At 66.7% G+C, this 19888-nt stretch carries 18 protein-coding genes; 7 read left to right on the plus strand and 11 right to left on the minus strand.

Annotation, left to right across the window (positions count from 1 at the left end; all coding sequences use genetic code 11):
• Position 1: 1 nt before the first annotated feature.
• From HL658_RS03660 to HL658_RS03670, 3 genes are read right to left on the minus strand one after another with little or no spacing between them, the layout of a single operon-like run.
• On the minus strand, positions 2-1879 hold the full coding sequence (locus HL658_RS03660) for a response regulator (protein WP_180280509.1): 1878 nt from the start codon (positions 1877-1879) through the stop codon (positions 2-4).
• 33 nt (positions 1880-1912) lie between these two features.
• Entirely contained in the window at positions 1913-2389 is a 477-nt protein-coding gene (locus tag HL658_RS03665) for a GNAT family N-acetyltransferase (RefSeq protein ID WP_180280510.1), read from the minus strand.
• A gap of 18 nt (positions 2390-2407) precedes the next feature.
• Positions 2408-2911 (minus strand): MmcB family DNA repair protein, encoded by a 504-nt coding sequence (locus HL658_RS03670; protein ID WP_180280511.1) that lies wholly within the window; start codon positions 2909-2911, stop codon positions 2408-2410.
• Positions 2912-3135: 224 nt separating this feature from the next.
• Between HL658_RS03670 and HL658_RS03675 the strand changes: the two genes are divergently transcribed.
• Together HL658_RS03675 and HL658_RS03680 are read left to right on the plus strand one after the other, a co-directional pair.
• Positions 3136-4467, plus strand: coding sequence for an ATP-binding response regulator (locus HL658_RS03675; RefSeq protein WP_246337257.1), 1332 nt, complete (start codon positions 3136-3138; stop codon positions 4465-4467).
• 245 nt (positions 4468-4712) lie between these two features.
• Positions 4713-6884: a sensor histidine kinase gene (locus tag HL658_RS03680; RefSeq protein ID WP_180280513.1), complete on the plus strand. Its 2172-nt coding sequence runs from the start codon at positions 4713-4715 to the stop codon at positions 6882-6884.
• A 28-nt stretch (positions 6885-6912) separates the two neighbouring features.
• Here the strand turns inward: HL658_RS03680 and HL658_RS03685 are convergent, their stop codons facing one another.
• A complete protein-coding gene (locus tag HL658_RS03685; protein ID WP_180280514.1) occupies positions 6913-8031 on the minus strand; it encodes an alkene reductase in 1119 nt (372 codons plus the stop codon).
• A gap of 142 nt (positions 8032-8173) precedes the next feature.
• Here HL658_RS03685 and HL658_RS03690 point away from each other — a divergent pair, with 142 nt between their 5' ends.
• Both HL658_RS03690 and HL658_RS03695 read left to right on the plus strand, forming a co-directional pair.
• Positions 8174-8803, plus strand: coding sequence for a TetR/AcrR family transcriptional regulator (locus HL658_RS03690; RefSeq protein WP_343054993.1), 630 nt, complete (start codon positions 8174-8176; stop codon positions 8801-8803).
• Positions 8804-8947: 144 nt separating this feature from the next.
• Entirely contained in the window at positions 8948-9760 is an 813-nt protein-coding gene (locus HL658_RS03695; RefSeq protein WP_180280515.1) for a superantigen-like protein SSL4, read from the plus strand.
• A gap of 42 nt (positions 9761-9802) precedes the next feature.
• On the opposite strand, the gene rarD is transcribed toward HL658_RS03695, so the two are convergent.
• The 5 genes from rarD to HL658_RS03720 form a co-directional block, all read right to left on the minus strand.
• Positions 9803-10741, minus strand: coding sequence for an EamA family transporter RarD (gene rarD / locus HL658_RS03700; RefSeq protein ID WP_180280516.1), 939 nt, complete (start codon positions 10739-10741; stop codon positions 9803-9805).
• A gap of 95 nt (positions 10742-10836) precedes the next feature.
• On the minus strand, positions 10837-11271 hold the full coding sequence (locus HL658_RS03705; RefSeq protein ID WP_180280517.1) for a hypothetical protein: 435 nt from the start codon (positions 11269-11271) through the stop codon (positions 10837-10839).
• A 28-nt stretch (positions 11272-11299) separates the two neighbouring features.
• Positions 11300-11437 carry a hypothetical protein gene (locus HL658_RS03710; RefSeq protein WP_180280518.1) on the minus strand — a complete coding sequence of 46 codons (138 nt, stop codon included), beginning with the start codon at positions 11435-11437 and terminating at the stop codon, positions 11300-11302.
• Between the two features lie 141 nt (positions 11438-11578).
• Positions 11579-11911: a Grx4 family monothiol glutaredoxin gene (gene grxD / locus HL658_RS03715; protein WP_180280519.1), complete on the minus strand. Its 333-nt coding sequence runs from the start codon at positions 11909-11911 to the stop codon at positions 11579-11581.
• Between the two features lie 36 nt (positions 11912-11947).
• Complete coding sequence (locus tag HL658_RS03720) at positions 11948-12187, minus strand: BolA/IbaG family iron-sulfur metabolism protein (RefSeq protein ID WP_180280520.1); 240 nt, start codon at positions 12185-12187, stop codon at positions 11948-11950.
• A 291-nt stretch (positions 12188-12478) separates the two neighbouring features.
• Between HL658_RS03720 and HL658_RS03725 the strand changes: the two genes are divergently transcribed.
• Entirely contained in the window at positions 12479-13228 is a 750-nt protein-coding gene (locus tag HL658_RS03725) for a hypothetical protein (RefSeq protein WP_180280521.1), read from the plus strand.
• A 245-nt stretch (positions 13229-13473) separates the two neighbouring features.
• Here the strand turns inward: HL658_RS03725 and purL are convergent, their stop codons facing one another.
• A complete protein-coding gene (gene purL / locus HL658_RS03730; protein ID WP_180280818.1) occupies positions 13474-15651 on the minus strand; it encodes a phosphoribosylformylglycinamidine synthase subunit PurL in 2178 nt (725 codons plus the stop codon).
• A gap of 38 nt (positions 15652-15689) precedes the next feature.
• Positions 15690-16379 carry a phosphoribosylformylglycinamidine synthase subunit PurQ gene (gene purQ / locus HL658_RS03735; RefSeq protein ID WP_180280522.1) on the minus strand — a complete coding sequence of 230 codons (690 nt, stop codon included), beginning with the start codon at positions 16377-16379 and terminating at the stop codon, positions 15690-15692.
• A gap of 211 nt (positions 16380-16590) precedes the next feature.
• Between purQ and HL658_RS03740 the strand changes: the two genes are divergently transcribed.
• Both HL658_RS03740 and HL658_RS03745 read left to right on the plus strand, forming a co-directional pair.
• Positions 16591-17898, plus strand: coding sequence for a carbon-nitrogen hydrolase family protein (locus HL658_RS03740; protein ID WP_180280523.1), 1308 nt, complete (start codon positions 16591-16593; stop codon positions 17896-17898).
• Between the two features lie 77 nt (positions 17899-17975).
• The gene (locus HL658_RS03745) at positions 17976-19592 is read left to right on the plus strand and encodes a helix-turn-helix transcriptional regulator (protein WP_180280524.1); all 1617 of its coding nucleotides are present in this window, start codon (positions 17976-17978) and stop codon (positions 19590-19592) included.
• The last annotated feature ends 296 nt before the right edge of the window (positions 19593-19888 follow it).

Below are 19888 nucleotides of genomic sequence, written 5' to 3' on the forward strand. Positions count from 1 at the left end.
GTCAACCGCGTTCCGGGCCACCGGGGAGCAACGAGCGGAGATAGGCGAGGGCGGGACCGGTCTTCCCGTCCACCGTCCGGATGAGGTCGGAAGGGTCTTCGATTCCCCGGTCGATGGCCTGTTCCACCGCTTGCGCCGCGGCGCGCAAGGCGGTGCAGCCATAGACACCCGCCACGCCCGCGATGCGGTGCGCCAGCGCCGACACCTCCTCCCGGTTGCCGGATGTCCAGGCGGCCATCAGCGCCGCATGGTGTGCCGCCAGCGCGGCTTCCGTCGTTCCGATCAGGGCGTTCACCCGCTCCGCCGGCAGCATCTCCCGCATCTGGCGGATGGCGGTCTCGTCGACGTCGGTCGCCCCGGCGGGGGCTGCGACCGGCTCGTGCGCAGGCTCCGGCGGTGAGGCGTCGTTGGTGAACAGCCGGCGGAGCAGCGGCTCCAGAGTGTCCCAGCGCAGCGGCTTCGGCAGCACCGCGTCGGCCCCGGCCGCCTCGGCGTCCCGCGCGTCATCGGGAATGGCGCTTGCCGTCAGCACGACGATACGCGTGCCAGCGCGCCGCGGGTCCGGCAGCGCGCGGATCGCGCGCGTCGCGCCGATCCCGTCCAGCCTCGGCATGCGCAGATCCATGATCACAAGGTCGGCCGGCTCGCGCACCACGCTCTCGACGGCCGCCGCCCCATCCTCGGCCAGTGTGACGCTGTGGCCGTTCCGGCCGAGCAGCGCCGCGGCCACCATCCGGTTCAGCGGCTCGTCGTCCGCCACCACGATGCGCAGCGGCGGCAGCGTTCCGGCCGGCACTGGAGCGTTGCCGCCCTCCGATGCTGCCGTGGGTGGCCTGGGCGGCCGGGCGCCGGTCGATTGCAGAGACGCGGCGAGGGCCAAGGCGGTCACCAGCCCGGACGCCAGCGCCGCCGCGACGAGCGCGGGGGCGACCGGCCGAAAGCCCGGCGTATCTCCGTTCGACGTGGCCCGGGCCAGCGCACCCAACGCGTCCGCGCGGTCTCGGGCGCCGTGCGCGGCGGCCAGGGCCGCGGCCGCCAGGTCGGCCAGGGCCTCCCGGCGCTCGAAAACGTTGTCCGTGTCCACCCCCAGGGCCGCGAGCCGTCGGGCGGCGTCCATCCGCCGCACCGTCGTTTCATCGACGCGCTCGGACTCCAGCGTCCGACGCAGTCGATCGGCCAGTCTGCCGGCCTCCGAGCGGTGCTTGGCCAGATCGGCTGCATCGCCGGTCGCAAGCGCCGCGTAGAGATGGGAGGCCAACTCGTCCCCGGTTTCGTCCAGATCGTTCCGCGCCTCGTGCCGGCGGGTGCCGTCCGCGTCATCACCGGGCAGTGTGGCTCGTGCCGCATCACCCGGCAGGGCAAGGCTCCGTTCGAACAGCCGATGACGTTCCCGCACCTGACGGGCAATCGCGTCCAGGGCCCGGACCTCCTCGTCGTGGCGGGCGACGAGCCGGCGCAAATCCTCGATCTCCGCGCCGATTCCCGCCAGCAGCCGGCGCATGGTGGCGGCCGTCGTGCTGTCGGAACCGTCCGGTGGCAACCGTGACAGAAGCGCGGCGATACGGGCCGCGTCCAGTTCCAGACGCGCGCGGGCCGGGTCCCGTCCGGATGGACCGGCGGCGGCGTAAAGCGCGATGCTGGTGGCAAGCTGTCCGGAGACGTCCGCGAGTTCGCCCGTCGTGCTGTGGATGGGCTCGGTCCCGCCATTCCCGTCCGCGATGGCCCAACCGGCCACCCCGGCCAGTCCGGTGGCACCGCCCGCCAGAAGGCCGGCGACGAGCGCGGCCCCCACGACCGCGGTCAACCGTCGCCCCGGCGGCCAGGGCGACCCGACGTCTCCCCCCTCTCCGGTCATGTCCGTGTGGTCGGTCGCGGTCATCGGGCGTGGCGGTTCGTTGCGTGGCGGCACTGCTTACCGCGTCAACGCCGTCCGGTTCCAGGGGTGCCGCAGGCGCATATGGATATGCTCGATGCCGCCGTCGTCGTAGGGAGCGCCTTCCGGCGTGAAACCGAAGCGGCCGTAGAAGTCCCGCAGATGCGCCTGGGCGCCGATCACCACCTCGGCCGCCGGGTGCTCCCGCTCCAGACGGTCGAGCGCCGCGGCCACCAGCGTCGCCCCGAGACCGCGGCCGCGCGCCTCCGCCGCCACCACGATGCGGCCGAAGGACGCGGGCCCGCCGGCTTCGGCCGGTGCCATGGTCCGCAGATAGCCGACCAGCCGTCCTTCGGGACTGTCGGTCACCAGCAGGTGCAGCGCCCGCAGATCCACGAAGTCGAGATCGGGATAGGCCGACGCCTGCTCCACCACCAGAATCCCCTGCCGGAAAGCCAGGATCTCATAGAGCGCTGCGGCGGTGAGTTCGTCGAAACGGTACCAGCGGCTGTGCACGGCGCTGTCCTCGGCGGTTCAGGAGTTCGGCACGGAGGCGGTGAACAGCGGGTCCTCGATCCGGTGCAGCCGGCCGGCGGCGACCAGGGCCGCGCGCTGGATCAGGCTCTTGCGGCGGGCCGCGGCCAGCCGTTCGACCGGCGCCTCGCGCAGCACCGCGGCTCCGAAGGCATCGGCAACCATCAGGCCGCAGTCGTCGGGGATCAGCTCCGTCGGGAATCGGTCGTCAACCGCGAAATAGAAGGCATCGCACCAGTCCCGGTATTCCGGCCATTTGCGGTCGGTGCGGAAATCGGTGACGGAGCTCTTCACCTCGACGATGATCAGGGTTCCCGCCGGATCGAAGGCGAGCACGTCGGCGCGCCGGCTGCACGGCAGGCTGAATTCCATCAGGCTGGCGAACCCGCGTTCGGCCAACCCGCGCCGCACACCGCGGGTGATTACCGGCGCGCCGGCTGGCGGCGGCTGGTCGTCTGCACCGATCGCCGCATCGGCGGTCCGGTCCGTGTCGATTTCGGTCATCGCAGCGTCGTTCATGGGCAGCGTCGTTCACGGGGCAGCGTCGTTCATGGTTTGATCCTACGACAATGGACCGCCGTCGCAAGCCTGCCAAGTGGAATCGCGTTCTCCGATGCCGCCCGCCGTCCCATCCCCGCCCGGCGGGCTCTGCCCGAAAGCCGAATTGATTCGATGGCGGAACGGCATACCCTTGTCGCGACCTGGTGCCCGCCGATCTGGGGATGGCGTTGACTGCGAACGATGACGTGGGGTGGGGGGCTGTGCTGGTCTTCGATCGGGACGGGACCCTGCTGTCCTGGTCGGCCGAGGTGCCGCGGCTCGAGGGGGCGCCCGCCGGACTGGTCCGCGGCATGCCGCGGGCGGCGTTTGCCACCCTGTTCGATCGGCATGTGGTCGCCGAGACGGCACTCGCCGACGGCGGCTCCGTATGCGCGTTCCAGTCCGGACGGCCGGCGCCGGTGCCGTCGGGCCGGTTGTTCGCCGCCGCGAGCCACGACCTGAGGCAACCGCTGGCGGCGCTGTCGCTCCTTATGGGCGTGCTCGACGACCGGGTGCGCGACCGCGATGCCCGCGACCTGCTGACATCCGCGACGGCGGCGTTGCAATCGATGCGCGCGAAGATCGACGGCCATCTGGACCTGGCCCGTCTTCAAGCCGGTCTGCTGGAGACGGAGGTCGGGCTGCACGCGGTCAACGGCGTGCTCATGCGGCTGGCGCTCGATTTCTCCCCGCGGTTCCAGTCGCGGGGGCTGCGCTTTTCCGTGCTGCCGAGCTCGACCCTGGTCCGCACCGATCCGACGCTGCTCGAGCGCATCCTCTCGGCGTTGCTGGAGAACGCCCTGCGTCACACGGGAGAGGGGCGCGTCATCCTCGGCTGCCGACGGTCGGCCGGAACCCTCCGGATCGAGGTCTGGGACACCGCCGGCGGGCTCGACCCCGAGCGGCTGACCGCGCTTCGCCAAGCGCTGTCACAGCCGGTCCCCATGTTCGGCGACGGGCTGGGGCTCGGCCTGATCCTGGCGGCCGGCCTGTCGCGCCGTCTGGGGCACAGGCTGGATGTGCGGTCTGTGACCGGGCAGGGCACCGTTTTCTCGATCACGCTTCCCGGCGTCGCCGACACCGGATCATCGACGCAGATCGCGCCGGAGTCCGGCGGTGCCGACCTGTATGTCGGGCGGGCGAATGTCCTGATCATCGAAGACGACCGGCTGGTCCTCGAAGCTCTCGACACGCTCCTGCGGCAATGGGGGTGCGTCACGACCGGCGCGGACTCCTTCGATCAGGCGACGGAACGGTTGAACGGCGCCGAAGCCGCACCGGACCTCATCATCGCCGATCTCCGGCTGAAGGGGGCGGCGAACGGCATCGTTGCCATCCGGCAGATATCCCGCAGCCTGGGCACGGACGTACCCGGCCTGATCCTGACGGGGGAAACGGACCCGATCCGGCTGCGCGAGGCGCGCCTGTCCGGCTACCCGATCCTGCACAAGCCCTTCCCGCCGCTGGCCTTGCGGGCCTTGGTGGCGCGCCTGCTCGGGCGGACCACGCTGTCTGTGTAGATCCCGCGTGCCACGCCAGGACTGGCGCTCCCATCCTTGTTTCAAAATTGTAGGAAATTGAAATTTTTAAATCAATCCGTTAAAGATCGCGAGTTCTAGTCTTTGTCGTTGGATTGACGAGCGATCGTCAAACTTTAGTGGCATTGTTAAAATATTTCAAAGTCGCCTGTGGAATCTTGAATGGTGCCTGTGTACCCTGCCGTACGTGCCATGGATCATGTCGACAATGGACAGAGGCGCAGTGAATGGCGATGCGGGTGCTCAGCGGGGTCACCGACCGTTTCGCGACTGCCGTGCTTGTGGGAACGGGCGCGGCCTTGTCCATCCTGATGGCTGCGGTGCTGTTCAATGTCACGGACACCGCAACGGATGTGAGGCTCGAGCAGACCGCCGCCGGCTATGCTCGCGAGATCCGCCATGAGCTCGACCGCTACGAGATGGTGTTGGACGCGGTGCGCCTGCATCTGGCCACCCGGCCGCGCATCGGTGCCGTGGAGACGTTCGAACATGCCGGTCCCCTGCTGCAGCGGCTGGCCGGATTGCGCGGCATGGACTGGCTCGACCGGGAGGACGCGCAGCACCTGCTCGCCTCGGCACCGCCCGCCGAACCGCATGCCGATGAGCGACCTCTGTCCGGCATCATAAGCCATGATGTTCAAGCGGCGCAGGGAGGCCTGCCCCGGTGGGCGGCATTGTCCGGCCCGTCGCTGCGTGTCCCTGAACTTCCCAAGCTGGTCGAGCGTGCCTGCCGGACCGGCCGGATCGTCACCGGGGAACTGGTGGAGGTCCCCGCGGGTCCGTCCGAACCACCGGCCGACCGCCGCAGCGTCGTCCTTCTGGCGCCGGTCCATGCGGCCATGGAGGAGCGCGCCGACATCCAGACGACCTTGATGAGCGGTGCATCGTCGGAGCGTTCAGCCTGCGACGGTGTGCGCGGCATCATGGTTCTGGCCGCGTGGCCGGATCGGATCGCCGCGGCGGCGTTCGGGCGGATCCCGTGGAATGTCGGCACGCTGGGCCTGCTCGACATGTCCGCTCCGCCAGGACGCAGGCTTCTGGCCGTTCACGGCGCGGCGGACGTGGCGGACGAGGCGGTGATCCTGGGGGCGGAGCGGTGGCTGCACTCGATCGAGGTCGGCGATCGGCAATGGGGTGTCTTCGTGCAGCGCTCCATGGGCACGCGGCTGTCCGCGTCCGTCGCGCCGCCGTCCGCGGTGCTGGCGATCGGTCTCACCTTCACCAGCCTGATGGCGGGCCATCTCTGGCGTGAGCGGCGGGACAAGGCCCGTTACCGGACCGAGGCATCGACACGCGCCGCCATGGCGCGTGCGCTCCGCACCAGCGAGGAGCGCATCCATCTGGCGCTTCGTCACGCGCGCGTCGTGCTGGCCAGTCTGGATCGCGATCTGCGCTACACTTGGCACTACGATCCACCGGCGATGCGATGGAGCGACGATGTGGTGGGCCGCGGCAACGGCGACCTGTTTCCGCCGCAGGACGCCGCCGTTCTGGACCGCATCATGCGGCGGGTGATAGAGACGGGTCTGGGCAGCCGGCAACAGGTGCGGCTCAGTGTCCTCGGCACCGAGCGGGCCTTCGACGTCGTCATCGAACCCTTGCGCCAGGACAATGGCGAGATCGTCGGCGTCACCTGCGCGGCGATGGACATCACGGAGCTCTGGCGGACCCGGGAGGCGCTGGCCGATGCCCGCGCCGCGGCGGAACGCGCCAGTTTCGCCAAGTCCCGCTTCCTGGCGGCGGCCAGCCATGACCTGCGCCAGCCCTTCCAGGCGATGAGCCTGTTCCACCACATCCTTACCGAGACCCTGAGCGATCCGAAACAGCGGGAGATCGCCGGCAAGCTGGGGGAAGCGCTGACCGCCGGCAACGCGCTGCTGGCCACGCTCCTGGACATCTCGACGCTGGAGATCGGCAGCGTCCAGCCGAAGCCGGCGGCTTTTCCCATCCAGAACCTGATCGACCGGCTCGGCAATGAATTCGGGGCCCAGGCGAACAGCCGCGGCCTGTCCTTCCGGCTGGCCGTCACTTCCGCAACGGTGCGCAGCGATCCGGTGCTGCTGGAGCGGATGATCCGCAATCTGCTGGTCAACGCGCTGCGTTACACCCGCGCCGGGGGAATCCTGCTGGGCTGCCGGCGGCGCGCGGGGCGACTGCGCATCGAGGTGATCGACACCGGGCCGGGCATCGCGACGGAGCAGCTGGAGCGCATCTTCGAGGAATTCTATCGCGGCGAGACGGACCGCCGCGACAGCGGTGTCGGGCTGGGCCTGGGGCTGGCCATCGTCCGCCGCATGTCGGAGATCCTGGACCACCCGGTGGTCGTCCGTTCGCGGGTCGGGCGCGGAACGATGTTCGCCATCTCCGTTCCCTTCGCCGACCCGGACGAGGAGACATAGCGCCGCCTCGCCCGGTTCCGGTCCTTGGTCAGGCGACCAGCGCGCTGTCGAGCGCCGGATAATCGGTGTAGCCGACCTCCGTGCCGCCGTAGAAGCTCGCCCGGTCGCCGACCGCCAGCGGCGCGCCCTGGCGGAAGCGGGCAGGGAGGTCGGGGTTGGCGATGAAGGGTGCGCCGTAGGAGACGAGGTCGGCCGCCCTCTCGGCCAGCGCCGCGTCGCCGGTGGCCCGGTCGTAGCCGCCGTTGATCATGAACAGCCCGTTGAACAGGCGGCGCAAGGCTGGCGCCACCGCCGGCGCATCCTCCGGCTTCGCCATGGCGGAGCCGGGCAGCCCCTCGATGATGTGCAGGTAGGCGAGCCCGAAGCGGTTCAGCCCCTCCGTCGCGTGGCTGAAGGTGGCGAGCGGGTCGCTGTCGCTCATGCTGTTGAAGGTGCCCGTGGGCGACAGGCGGACGCCGACGCGGTCGGCGCCGATGGCGGCCGCCACCGCCTCCGTCACCTCGAACAGGAAGCGCGCGCGGTTGGCGATCGAACCGCCATAGCCGTCGGTGCGCTGGTTGGTGCCGTCGCGCAGGAACTGGTCGATCAGGTAGCCGTTGGCGCCGTGGATCTCCACCCCGTCCAGCCCGGCGTCGAACACCGCGCGGCGGGCCGCCTCGGCGAAGGCGCGGACGATGCCGGGAATCTCCTCCGCGTCGAGGGCGCGGGGGACGACGTAATCCTTCATGCCCTCGTGCGTGTAGACCTGCCCGGCCAGCGGGATCGCGGAAGGGGCCACCGGCAGCCCGCCGTCCGGCTGGAACAGCGGGTGGGAGACGCGGCCGGTGTGCCAGATCTGAGTGAAGATGCGCCCGCCGCGCTCGTGCACCGCGTCGGCGACCCGGCGCCAGCCGGCGGCCTGCTCGTTGGTGTGGATGCCCGGGGTGTCGGGGTAGCCCTGCGCGTCGGCGCGGACCTGCGTCGCCTCGGTGATGATCAGCCCGGCCGTCGCGCGCTGGCCGTAATAGGTCGCCATCAGCGGCGTCGGCACATTGCCGGCACCGGCGCGGCTGCGCGTCATCGGCGCCATGACGATGCGGTTCGGCAGGTCGAAACGGCCGAGCCGGACGGGGGTGAAGAGGTCGGGAGTGCTCACCGTGTGCTCCATTGCCGTGGTGTGGCGGACCATGTATGTATGTGGGTACATACTTACGAAGCCACGCCCACTTGTCAAGAGGCAGTCCGCGTCCTTATCTTCGAAGCACGCGGGGCACGCCGGACCGCCGCCCCCGCGCCAGAGAGGAAGTCCAGTGTCGGAGCCGCTCCACATCGAACCGCAGGCCCGCCGGCGCGACCGCGCCGCGACCGAGACCGCCCTGTTGGACGCCGCCAAGATGGTGTTCGCCGAGCGTGGCTTCGACGCGGCCACGACGCGCGACGTGGCGGCGCGGGCGGGCGTGAACGAGCAGCTCATCCAGCGCTATTTCGGCGGCAAGAGCGGGCTTCTGCTGGCGGTCGTGGAACGGTTCGGCTGCGAGGAGACGGCGCACGGCTGCACGCTGCCGCCGACCACCGGCAATCTGGAGGCCGATCTCGATGCCTTCCTGCACCACCAGCTCAAGCACACCTGGAAATGCCGCGACTTCACCAAGGTGATGCTGGGCCGCGCGCTGCTTGACGCCGACATCGCGGCGGAGATGGCGCGCACGTTGCAGGAAAGCCGCATCCCCTGCCTGCTCGGCCGGCTGGAGGCGCTGCGCGACCAGGGCGCCATCGACCCCGGCGCCGACCTGCCCAACGTCGCCGCCGGCATCGCCACGCTGGGCTTCGGGCTGGGGTTCGTCGATCAGGTGGTGTTCGGCAAGGACCCGGAAAAGCTGTGCCCCATCGTGCGCAGCCTCGTCCGCACGCTGGTTCGCGGGCTGGCGCCGCGCGGGTAGGGTGTTGGCCGATCCGGTTTGGTCCATCGGCAACCGGGATCGGCGGCCACCGCACGGCATGGTGGATTTCTTCGACGGTATAGCGTCATTTTTATCAGGTTACGGAATAAACGCAGTGCGATCGCCGTTAGCAGCGGTTGAGCCGTGCGCATCGCCCTTGATTGCAAGGGCGTGCAGACGGTCGTGATGCGACGGAGGATTGCAGTGAAAAAGGCAATTATCGCGCTTTGCGCAAGCCTTGCGTTGGCCGGATGCGTGACGCCGCCCAAACAGGGTTACGTGCTGGGATCGCGTTGGGGCGGCGCTCCCACAGTCGCCAGTGTTAAAGTCATCGACGATCCGTTTCAAAATCATCTGACGTTTGAGGGTCCGAAATTCCTTTATGAAGACTATGATGCTATACTTGATGATAATGCTGCCATGATTAGAAGCTGGATTAACAGAAGCGGAGGTAGCCCGACGCATCAGATCTATGTTTTCAATGAATATAGGGGATGTTCGCTGCGCAATTGGTTTCAAGCGGTTGACGAAGATAGAAACAATCTTCAATTCGTCAAAATCTTTCAGTCTGAAAGAAAGTGCGATTCGTCATCAAATACTGTGTATCAATATGAAGTATTTGGAGCTGAAGTAAAGGACTCAGTTCTGAGAGATAGGCAAAATTCCGGATATGCTGTAAGATTTTATTCCCGTAAAGGTAATTTCACGACAGTCATTATTCCGAAAGACGTGATTCGGATACAATTGGAGGCTGTTGATGGGCGTCTGGCGCTCTTGACGACGAACCAAAATTCACGCCCGACGAATCCGACCTCCACGACAAGCAGAAATCCGGATTCAACAAAGCCAAACGTCACTGTCAAACAGGGTCAGAATCCGACGAAGCCAAACGTCACGGTCACACAAAGCGGAGACCCGGCGAACCCGTCGGTCAGGATCACCATCACAACGCCGTAGTGCACCGCCGTCAGATTGCGGGCTGATGGTCGCTGACGATCGCTACTCGCTGGCCGTCTCCGCCACGCGCCGCCGGCGCTGGTCGGCCCGGTGCAGCGACAGCGTGTCGGCGCTGTACAGCACCAGCGCCACCCAGATGCAGGCGAAGGCGATGGCATGCCCCGTGGTGAAGCTCTCGCCGAACAGCAGAACCCCCATCAGGAGCTGGCCGGTCGGGCCGATGTATTGGAGCAAGCCCACGGTCGACAGGTTCAGCCGCTGCGCGCTGTAGACGAACAGCACCATGGGAACCCCGGTGATCGGGCCGGACAGCATCAGCAGCAGATCGGTGCCGAGCCCGCCGGTCGCGAAAATTCCATCCGACCCCAGCCACAGCAGATAGCCCAGACACACCGGGAAGATCAGCGCCGTCTCCACCAGCAGCCCGATCACCGGATCGATCGTGGCTTTCTTGCGAATCAGCCCGTAGAGCCCGAAGGACAGGGGCAGGATCAGGCTGATCCAGGGCAGCGAGCCATGCAGCACGATCAGGCTCAGCACGCCGACGGCCGCCAGCGCCACCGCGGCCGATTGCCGCCGGCTCAGCCGTTCGCCGAGGAAGGCCACCCCCAGCACGACGTTCAAAAGCGGGTTGATGTAGTAGCCGAGGCTCGATGCGACGAGCTGGTTGTTCACCACGGCGTAGATGAAGACGCTCCAGTTGATGGTGATCAGGACCGTCGTCACGGCCAGGATGCCGAGCCGGCGCCAACTGCCGACCGCGCGCACAATTGCCCCGAAGCCCTGCGTCACCAGCACGATCCCGCCGAGCAGGACCACCGTCCACACGATCCGGTGGGCCATGATCTCGACCGGGTCCACAAAGGACACGGCCTTGAAGTAGAGCGGATTGACGACACCCCAGACGAGGAAAGCGCCCAGCGCCGCGATGAAGCCGGCGACCTGGGGGCTGCGTGGGGAGGTGGCGGTGGCTGAGGTCATGCACGCCGTCTAACACGGCGCCGCGGACGCCGCGAGCATCCGCGGGGCATGCCCGCAGTGCGCGCGGCGAATGGCCGTTCTTCACCCGCGACCGTTCACTCGCGCGGCGGGACGCGATGCGGCTCCGGCTCGACCGGCGTCGCATGGGGACGCGGTGCCGGCTCCACATTGGCCTGCCGCATGGCGGTGGCGGCGCCCGACAGGCCCGTGCCGACCATGGCGTCGTCGAGAGGCCGACCATTGCGCAGCAGGTTCGCCGCGCGCTCCACCGACGCGCTGTCGGTGAAGGAGGCGACGAGCAGCGCGCCGCCCTGCTGCACCGCAGCGGCGTAGGCATCGGCGTCCGCCTGCGGAACACCCCAGCCGATCAGGTTGGGTTGCAGGTCGCCGTGCCCGCTGGCGGCGCCATAGCCGCCGGACGTGATGACCTCCAGGTTGCTGTCGCTGACCGCATCGTCCCGCAGAGCCTGCCAGGCGGCTTCCGCCTGCGCCTGCGTGTCGTAGAGCGCCACGATGGTCTTGCGCGCCATGGTTTCCTCCCTTCTGTGCGATGGGGCCTCAGATGACCAGGACCGCGATCAGCGCGACCACGATGACCGCCGCGACCACCCCGATCACCGTGGTGGACTGCGACCGCATGGTGCCGCCGCCCTCGTAGACGCCCATCCGGCGCGGTGCGAAATGCTGGACCGCCATGCCTTCCTCCATCCCTCCGGTTGATGACTTCGGCCTTTCGAACAGGAGGGCAGGGGAAGGGGTTCCCCCCCAACGGAAAAGGGGGCGCCCCCATCGCGGAGGCGCCCCCTTTTCGCTGGCCGGACCCTTGCGGGCGGCCGTTCAAGCCGCGTTCTGCACGCCCTTGTCCTGGAAGAGCTGCTGCAGTTCGCCGGACTCGTACATCTCGCGCACGATGTCGCAGCCGCCGATGAACTCACCCTTCACGTAGAGCTGCGGGATGGTCGGCCACTGCGAGAAGTCCTTGATGCCCTGGCGGATGCCCGGGTCGGCCAGCACGTCCACCCCCTTGAACTTCACGCCCAGGTGGCTCAGCACCTGGACGACGGCGGCGGAGAAGCCGCACTGCGGGAAGACGGGCGTGCCCTTCATGTAGAGCACGACGTCGTTCTGGCCGATGTCCTGCTTGATGCGCTCGGCGACGTTCTGATCCATGTCTCGTCCAACCTTCTCGTCTGATGTGGTCTTGGTTCAGGCGGTCTTGGGCGCCGCGGTGGTCAGCGCCAGCGCGTGCAGTTCGCCGCCCATCTTACCCTGGAGTGCGGCGTACACCATCTGGTGCTGCTGCACCCGCGACTTGCCCGCGAAGGCCGGGGATTCGACATAGGCCGCGTAGTGGTCGCCATCCCCCCGCAGATCCTCGATCCGCACCACCGCTTCGGGGATGCCCTCCCTGATCAGCTTCTCGATGACCGCCGCATCCATCGCCATGCCGGAATCCCCCACGCTTCACAGACCTCGTTCGCCATAACTTAGGGGGGCGGGGTCGGTTTGTCACGAGGGGTGGTGGGGGTCGGGGCGCAGGAACCTTGATCGTAATCTGCTCGTGCCTTTGCCTTCTATGGCCATATCTCGTCGGTGGCCGACATATGGGCACGAAGAGGCGCGCTGACCCAAGGTAAGGGGCTTCGGCTATCCCTTGTGGTTTACCAAAATTTCGACCCAAAATCTTGACAAGCCTATCTGGCGCCGCTATCTTCAACCGAGCGTTAGGAGGCCGGCATGGGTGATTCGGTATCTGATCTCGTATCTTGGTCTGAGCTTGTTAGCTCTGCACCGCTCAGCGATCGGCAGATGATAGCAGCCGCTCACAAGCGATTTTCCCGTTCAGTTTTTAGGGCAAGTCAAACGCAAGCAAAAAGAAGCTTCATTCAGCGTCTAATTGAACTCGCATTCGATCCCAATGTGTCTTTGCTGGATACAGCAGAGCAACTGTTTGCAATTGTTCGCAGTCATGGAGAGGCGGGGGCTCTGAAAAATTGCTCGAATTACATGATAAAACTCAGCGAGTGTGGCTGGTATAAGCGAGAGTATGCTGCTTCAGATTTTATAATTTCTACTAATGGGATCAACGTAAAAGTCGTTCCTCATGCGCTACTTGCGAAAGACAATGAAGAGATATTGCTCTATGCCTATTTTCGCAAGTCTCCGCCGCTTTGCACCAACGCAGTGAGAGTATTGCTTTGCTTCTTGAAGCATTTTGTCAGATCAGATATTATTGAGAATAGAAAAATTCTCGTGCTGGATTGCTATAAGGATCGCGCTTATTCATCGGATGATTTTTCAGCAGAAGAGCGCTGGATTAAGCTTCAACTCGGTAAAGCGCTTCAATTTTACTCGGACGCTTACTTGCATCAGGTTGATTCGGGCGATGACTTTGGTTCGTCCGCAGGAAACAACTCTGAGAAAAGACTTGCGCTTGCACGCAAAGATGCGCCGCAGCTTGAAACTAATCAACTTATTTTGGTGTGAAGCTGAGTCATCTGGACCGATGACCGTCAAAACGTCCGTGGCAGAGCGGTGGTAGGCGCCGCCGTTGTCCAGCCATCCGCGTCACGCCGAAACAGCCCCCGCATCAGACGCACGTTGCCTGAATTGCTGTGATCGGCATTCACGGGGTAGCGCAGCGCGCTCTGCGAGGGAGACGATCGCATGGCCGGACTATAGCAAATTCATTTTCCCTGGAGAAAATGAATTTGCTATGCCGCGGTACCCGGTCACTTCCCGCTCATATACCCCGGCAGCCATGCCTCGTTCGCCCGGCGCAGCCCCTCCACGGAGATGGCACCCGGCCCGTCGGCGGTCAGCGCGGTGTCCCGCGTCGTGCCCAGCGGCGTCACCGGCACGCCGGCCTCGGCGGCGCGGCTCTGGACCGTCGCGGCGTTTTCCGGCTTCAGCACCAGCACATAGCGGCCCTGGTCCTCGCCGAAGAGGAAGCCGGCGTCGCGGCCGTCCAGGCCCGGCAGGTGGGCGCCGATGCCGCCGGCCATCGCCATGTCGGCGAGCGCCACCAGCAGCCCGCCGTCGGAGACGTCGTGGCAGGCGGTGAGCAGGCCGTCCTTGATCAGGCCGCGCACGAAGTCGCCATTGCGCCGCTCCACCGCCAGATCGACGGGCGGCGGCGGACCCTCCTCGCGGCCGAGGATTTCGCGCAGGAACAGGGACTGGCCGAGATGCCCGGCGGTGTCGCCCACCAAGAGGATCGACTCGCCCTCCGCCCGGAAGGCCAGTCCCACGGCGGTCATCACATCGTCCAGCAGCCCGACCGCGCCGATGGCGGGGGTGGGCAGGATGGCCTCGCCGTTGGTCTCGTTGTAGAGCGAGACGTTGCCGGACACGACGGGGAAGTCGAGTGCGGTGCAGGCTTCCGCCATGCCCTGGATGGCGCCGACGAACTGGCCCATGATCCGCGGCTTCTCGGGGTTGCCGAAGTTCATGTTGTCGGTCACGGCGATGGGCAGGGCGCCGACGGCGGTCAGGTTGCGCCACGCCTCCGCCACCGCCTGGGCACCGCCGCGCACGGGGTCGGCGAGGCAGTAGCGCGGGGTGCAGTCGGTGGTGACCGCCACGCCCTTCCGGCCCTGGCCGGGAAGCCGCACCACGCCGGCGTCGGCCTGACCCGACATGAAGCGGGTGTCGCCGCCGACGAGGCTGTCATACTGCTCCCACAGCCAGCGCTTGGACGCCTGGTCGGGGCAGGAGACGAGCTTGGTCAGCGCCGCCGCCACGTCGCCGTCCCAGCCGGCCAGCACATCGGCCGGCAGCTCGGCCCGCGGCGGGGTCGGCTCCCACGGGCGCTCGTAGACGGGGGACGCGCTGGAGACCGGGGCGATGGGCATGTCGCACCAGGTCTGCCCGTGCATGGTGATGGTCAGCTTGCCATCGTCGGTCAGCCGGCCGATGACGGCGAAGTCCAGCTCCCACTTCTCGAAGATCGCGCGCGCCTCGTCCTCGTGGCCGGGCTTCAGCACGATCAGCATGCGCTCCTGGCTTTCGGACAGCATGACCTCGTAGGGGGTCATGCCGGTCTCGCGCATCGGCACGTCGTCCAGCTCCAGCAGGATGCCGAGCCCGCCCTTGCCCGCCATCTCCACCGAGGAGGAGGTGAGGCCGGCCGCACCCATGTCCTGGATCGCCACGATGGCCTCGGTCGCCATCAGCTCCAGGCACGCCTCGATCAGCAGCTTCTCGGTGAAGGGGTCGCCGACCTGCACGGTCGGGCGCTTCTCCTCGCTGTCCTCGGAGAACTCGGCGGATGCCATGGTGGCGCCATGGATGCCGTCGCGCCCGGTCTTGGAGCCGACATAGACCACCGGGTTGCCGACGCCGGCCGCCGCCGAATAGAAGATGCGGTCGGCCTTCGCCACGCCCACGGTCATGGCGTTGACCAGGATGTTGCCGTTGTAGGCGGGGTGGAAGTTGGTCTCCCCGCCCACCGTCGGCACGCCGACGCAGTTGCCGTAACCGCCGATGCCCGCCACCACGCCGGCCACCAGATGCCGGGTCTTCGGGTGCGACGGGTCGCCGAAGCGCAGCGCGTTCATGTTGGCGATGGGCCGGGCGCCCATGGTGAACACGTCGCGCAGGATGCCGCCCACCCCCGTCGCCGCACCCTGGTAGGGCTCGATGAAGGAGGGGTGGTTGTGGCTTTCCATCTTGAAGATGATGGCGTCGCCGTCGCCGAAATCGACCACGCCGGCGTTCTCGCCGGGGCCGCAGATGACGCGCGGACCCTTGGTCGGCAGCTTCGACAGCCAGACCTTGGACGACTTGTAGGAGCAGTGCTCCGACCACATGACGGAGACGATGCCCAGCTCCGTGAAGGTCGGGGTGCGGCCGAGGATCTCCAGCACCCGCTGGTATTCGGCGGGCGACAGGCCGTGCTCGGCGGCCATTTCCGGGGTGACGTCCGGTTGCTTCGCAGCGGGCTTGGTCACGACAGGGCCTCCACCAGACCGTCGAACAGCGGCTTTCCGTCGAGATTGCCGTGCAGCGGGTCCACGGCGTCCTCCGGGTGCGGCATCAGGCCCAGCACCGTGCGCGTCTCGTTGAAGATGCCGGCGATCCCGGCGACCGAGCCGTTGGGGTTCCACAGCGGGTCGTCGGCGCCACTGTCGCTGACGTAGCGGAAGGCCACGCGACCCTCGCCCTCCAGCCGCTTCACCGTCTCCGCGTCGGCCCAGTAGTTGCCGTCGTGGTGGGCGACCGGATAGCGCACGATCTGCCCCTTCCGGTACTTGCCCGTGAAGGCGCTGTCGGTGTTCTCCACCCGCAGATGCACGGTGCGGCAGACGAACTTCAGCGCCGCGTTGCGCATCAGCGCGCCCGGCAGCAGCCCGGCCTCCGTCACGATCTGGAAGCCGTTGCAGATGCCCAGCACCCGCAGGCCCCGCTCGGCCTTCGCCTTCACCGCGCGCATGATCGGCGAGTGCGCCGCCATGGCGCCGGAGCGCAGGTAATCGCCGTAGGAGAAGCCGCCGGGCACGACCACGAGGTCGACGTCGGGAAGCTCGGTGTCGCGGTGCCAGACCAGATGCGGTTTGGTCCCGGAGGCCCGCTCCAACGCCGCGACGGCGTCGCGCTCGCGGTTGGAGCCGGGGAATACGATGACGGCGGCCTTCATGGCTTGCGGTCGGTCCGGCCTGTGGTGACGGGGATCGGTGACGCGGCGGACACTAATGGGCGGGGGCGGTGGGTGCAAGGGGTTGGGGTATCGGCGGCCGGCCCTTGGCCGGTCATGGACGTGGAAATTGTTGCGGTTGCTCCGGTCCCGCGGCATCGTCGCGTGCAACCGCTGCGCGCCTTTCGATGCGCGGTCGCCGGAGTGAGGATGCATGTTCGGCTTCAGTAGTGAAGAAGAGTGGCGGAGCACCGCCCGCACGCTTCCGTCCGTGCTGGCGGACATCGCGAAGAGCAAGGCCGGCTGCAAGTTCCGTGAGGCCATCGTCGTGTTGTGGACGCAGATGACGCGTGCCCCCGCGCCAATCATCCACAGCTATTCGCTGATTACGGAATCTCGAATAAGCAAGGCTGCCGAATATTTCGAAAGCCAATGTGGTCATCCTGCCTGGGGGTTCGTGGTCGAGGACACGGACTCATGCGACGCCATCGTGGAAAAGATTGGAGGGCTGCTGCGGGCGCTCGAGATACTATACATGAGTACCAGTGCTCTGGGCAGCCTGCCCGCCGATCCGGTGGATCAATGGTTGATCCGGCACGGGGACGCTGAGGTGTATGTGGTTCCCTTGGCGCGCAATGCGTGGCGCCGTGCCCCGCGGCCCGAAGCGGACATGCGGCCCTTCTGGCAGCGGGGTCTGACGCGCTTGAGGATTCTGCCCGTGGCCGTGGACGGAGCGAGAGTCCGGCTTTATCCGCTCCCCGGCGAGTTCGGGCGGACGCGTGACCCGGTTTTCGGTGCCGCCGTGTTTCCCGGACTGACCCTCGACGTCGCTCCGGATGACGGTCGATTCCATGTCCGCGGCGTACAGGCACCGGATTTCGAAGCGAACATCCTGAATGCCTGTGAGCGCTCCCACCGGGACGGCTGTCTGGCGGCGGTGTTCCCGGAGCTCACGATTGACGACGCTTCGCTCCGGGCGATGAAGGTTGCGCTCATGCGCAAACCCTGGGGAGGTCCGGCCGTGGGTTCCGGCCGAACGCCCGCCTTCATCGTGGCCGGAACCTGGCATCAACCGTGTGGAGATCACTTCGCCAACGTCGCCTCCGTCCTGGACGGAAACGGCTTCGAATTGTTCACGTACCGGAAGCGCTTTGCGTTCCGCCACGAGCAGGTGCCGGAAAACATCGTGCCCGGTGACGAACTGCCGATCCTGGTCACGGGGTACGGGCTGATAACCATAGCCATCTGCCTCGACTTCTGCATTCGCAGCGTCGCCTTGCCCTTCCCGCATCTCGACGTCGATTTCGTGCTTGTGCCGTCGTTCGGCAACGCGGCCACGATGGATGGGCACTTGCGGACCGCATACGATCTGCTCGACCGTTGCAAGACCCGGAGCTTCGTGGTCCAGCAGGTGCCGGTGGAAGAGGGCGGCTGTGCGCTTGTTCTGCCCCCCGCCACCGAGGCGCAGCATCGGCCAAAGGCGGTTCCGCAGCCGGAGTGCTGGCGCAGCTATCCTGGGTAGATGAAATTCCCATTGACTTCCATGCGGGTGGGAACAAAGTGAAGCGTTGTGAAACGAACCGGGGCAGCGGATAGCCGATGTCGATGGACAGACGTGCGCTGATCGAGGCACTGGATGAGATCGCCCGGGGGGACGCGACTCCGCAAGATGCCGCGGTAACGGTCCGGGACGCGTTCCTGGCGTTCGACGGCGCCGGCAGCTTGGGAGAGCACGTTTATGCCGCCTTGCGCGACATGACGTGGCACACGCTGACATCGCGCGCCTACACCGACGATCTGGCCGGATGGTTCGACGTGGTCGGGCACGCGGCGGCGTTGGCGGTGCACGCGGGGGAGCACGAGGTTGCCCGGCGGCTTCGCGTGCTTGGTGATCTGATCGGTCAGTCGGCGCGCTTTGTGGAATTGCAGCCCTCCGACGAAATCCTGGATCGCAAGCACGTGGTGCGAATTCTGCGGTTGCTCCGCAAGGAGGGCGATCCCGTTCCGCGGGCCCGTCTGGCTGCCGAGACCGGGCTGGCGAACGCCAATCTGTCGCGTGTGCTGGCGATGCTGGGCAGCCATGGTCTGGTGCAGCGGCGCTCGGCCGGTAAGGAAGCGCTCTTTACGATCACCCAGGCCGGCGTCGCGGCGCTCGAACGTCGGGAGGGGGAAGGGGGGCATCAGGAAGTCACCAGGGTGGACCCGTGGGAGCATGCGCCGGTTGCCATAGGGATTTGGGAGCCGCAGGGTGCGCTTGCGAGCCACAGCAAGGCGATGACCGAGTTTTTCGACCCATTGAATCCGCAACCGGATTTCCGGTCGTGGCAGACCTATCTTGGGGAAACCGCTCGGGCCGAGCGCCGTGGCGGATCGGAACTCGTGCGGGAGTTCGACCTTGGCAAGGGGCGATGGATCGAGTGTCGGGAGGCGGTGTCCGAGACCGGTCAGCGGATCGTGGTGGTTCATGACATCACCACTCACAAAGCCCGCGAGCGCGCGCTGAAGAACGAAAGGGAGGCGTTGCTTGCCCGCGAGGCGAAGCAGCGTGCGGCTCTGGCGGCTGCCGAAGCGCAACTGCATGCGTTCCGCTCCATCCACGGCGGCCTGCGCGAAGAACTGGTGGAAACAACCATTTCCATGAGCCAGAATCTGCGCAGCTGCATACGAATGGCGGCGCACAACCCTCCGCCCATGTACGCTACGTTGCTCGATTTGGACAAACATCTTCGTGCGTTGCAGGTCGCCGGGAAAAATATCTATTCGCTGCCGGTGCCTCTTGGTGAAAGGCCTCCGCTCGAGATCCGCGATCCGCATCAGATGATCGGCGAGACGATTGACGTGGTGAATACTCTGAGTGAGTCGAAAATCACGCTGGATTATGGAAAAATCGATCGGATTCGTATCTCGGCGACAATTGTTCAGTCGGCACTCGGACAGATCCTGCTTGCACTGCTCAGGAACAGGGACGCGGGTTATGCCTACCGGCTGCATGCCAGCGTGGAGCAGAAGTTTCTGGTCGTATCACTGGCGCCGACCAGTGGGCCGGCGGAAGGAACGGCGGATTGGGTGCCGACGGGGCGTGCCTCTCCATTCCGAAGCACGACATCCGAGTTCCAGTGTTGGGGCGCCGTGGGGGAACTGGGCGGGTACTTCGATGTGCAGCCGGGCGATGGGGACGAAGTGGTGAGGTTGAGCTTTCCCTGTGAGCCGGCCTGAACCATGGCGGCGGACGCCGATCCCGACCCTCCCGCACGTGGGTCCCCCGTGACCTCGCCAGAGCAGCCCTCTCCGTCCGGGTGGGCGTAGTCACGCCTACCAACTCCGCGCGTCTTGTGGCCTCGCCGCCGGTGTCGGCCATTACGAAGACGTAATCGGTCTTGGCCGACGCCGACCGCCGACACCGTGGCTTGGCTACGGGTCATGCTCGTGGACTCGGCCTTGTTGCTGGCGACGGGACGCGGCGGCAATGTTCGGCTCTCAACCCTACACACTGCTGGATACCGCGCGGCGTG

Source organism: Azospirillum oleiclasticum (assembly GCF_013423485.1).
GTDB lineage: Bacteria > Pseudomonadota > Alphaproteobacteria > Azospirillales > Azospirillaceae > Azospirillum > Azospirillum oleiclasticum.

What these genes read in the sequence shown, in the direction of transcription:
- HL658_RS03660 (WP_180280509.1), bottom strand. Translation starts at nt 1,879, where the DNA reads ATGACCGCGACCGACCACACGGACATGACCGGAGAGGGGGGAGACGTC.
- HL658_RS03710 (WP_180280518.1), bottom strand. Translation starts at nt 11,437, where the DNA reads ATGGCGGTCCAGCATTTCGCACCGCGCCGGATGGGCGTCTACGAGGGC.
- rarD (WP_180280516.1), bottom strand. Translation starts at nt 10,741, where the DNA reads ATGACCTCAGCCACCGCCACCTCCCCACGCAGCCCCCAGGTCGCCGGC.
- HL658_RS03725 (WP_180280521.1), top strand. Translation starts at nt 12,479, where the DNA reads ATGGGTGATTCGGTATCTGATCTCGTATCTTGGTCTGAGCTTGTTAGC.
- grxD (WP_180280519.1), bottom strand. Translation starts at nt 11,911, where the DNA reads ATGGATCAGAACGTCGCCGAGCGCATCAAGCAGGACATCGGCCAGAAC.
- purQ (WP_180280522.1), bottom strand. Translation starts at nt 16,379, where the DNA reads ATGAAGGCCGCCGTCATCGTATTCCCCGGCTCCAACCGCGAGCGCGAC.
- HL658_RS03720 (WP_180280520.1), bottom strand. Translation starts at nt 12,187, where the DNA reads ATGGCGATGGATGCGGCGGTCATCGAGAAGCTGATCAGGGAGGGCATC.
- HL658_RS03705 (WP_180280517.1), bottom strand. Translation starts at nt 11,271, where the DNA reads ATGGCGCGCAAGACCATCGTGGCGCTCTACGACACGCAGGCGCAGGCG.
- purL (WP_180280818.1), bottom strand. Translation starts at nt 15,651, where the DNA reads ATGGCCGCCGAGCACGGCCTGTCGCCCGCCGAATACCAGCGGGTGCTG.
- HL658_RS03685 (WP_180280514.1), bottom strand. Translation starts at nt 8,031, where the DNA reads ATGGAGCACACGGTGAGCACTCCCGACCTCTTCACCCCCGTCCGGCTC.
- HL658_RS03740 (WP_180280523.1), top strand. Translation starts at nt 16,591, where the DNA reads ATGTTCGGCTTCAGTAGTGAAGAAGAGTGGCGGAGCACCGCCCGCACG.
- HL658_RS03745 (WP_180280524.1), top strand. Translation starts at nt 17,976, where the DNA reads ATGTCGATGGACAGACGTGCGCTGATCGAGGCACTGGATGAGATCGCC.
- HL658_RS03680 (WP_180280513.1), top strand. Translation starts at nt 4,713, where the DNA reads ATGGCGATGCGGGTGCTCAGCGGGGTCACCGACCGTTTCGCGACTGCC.
- HL658_RS03670 (WP_180280511.1), bottom strand. Translation starts at nt 2,911, where the DNA reads ATGACCGAAATCGACACGGACCGGACCGCCGATGCGGCGATCGGTGCA.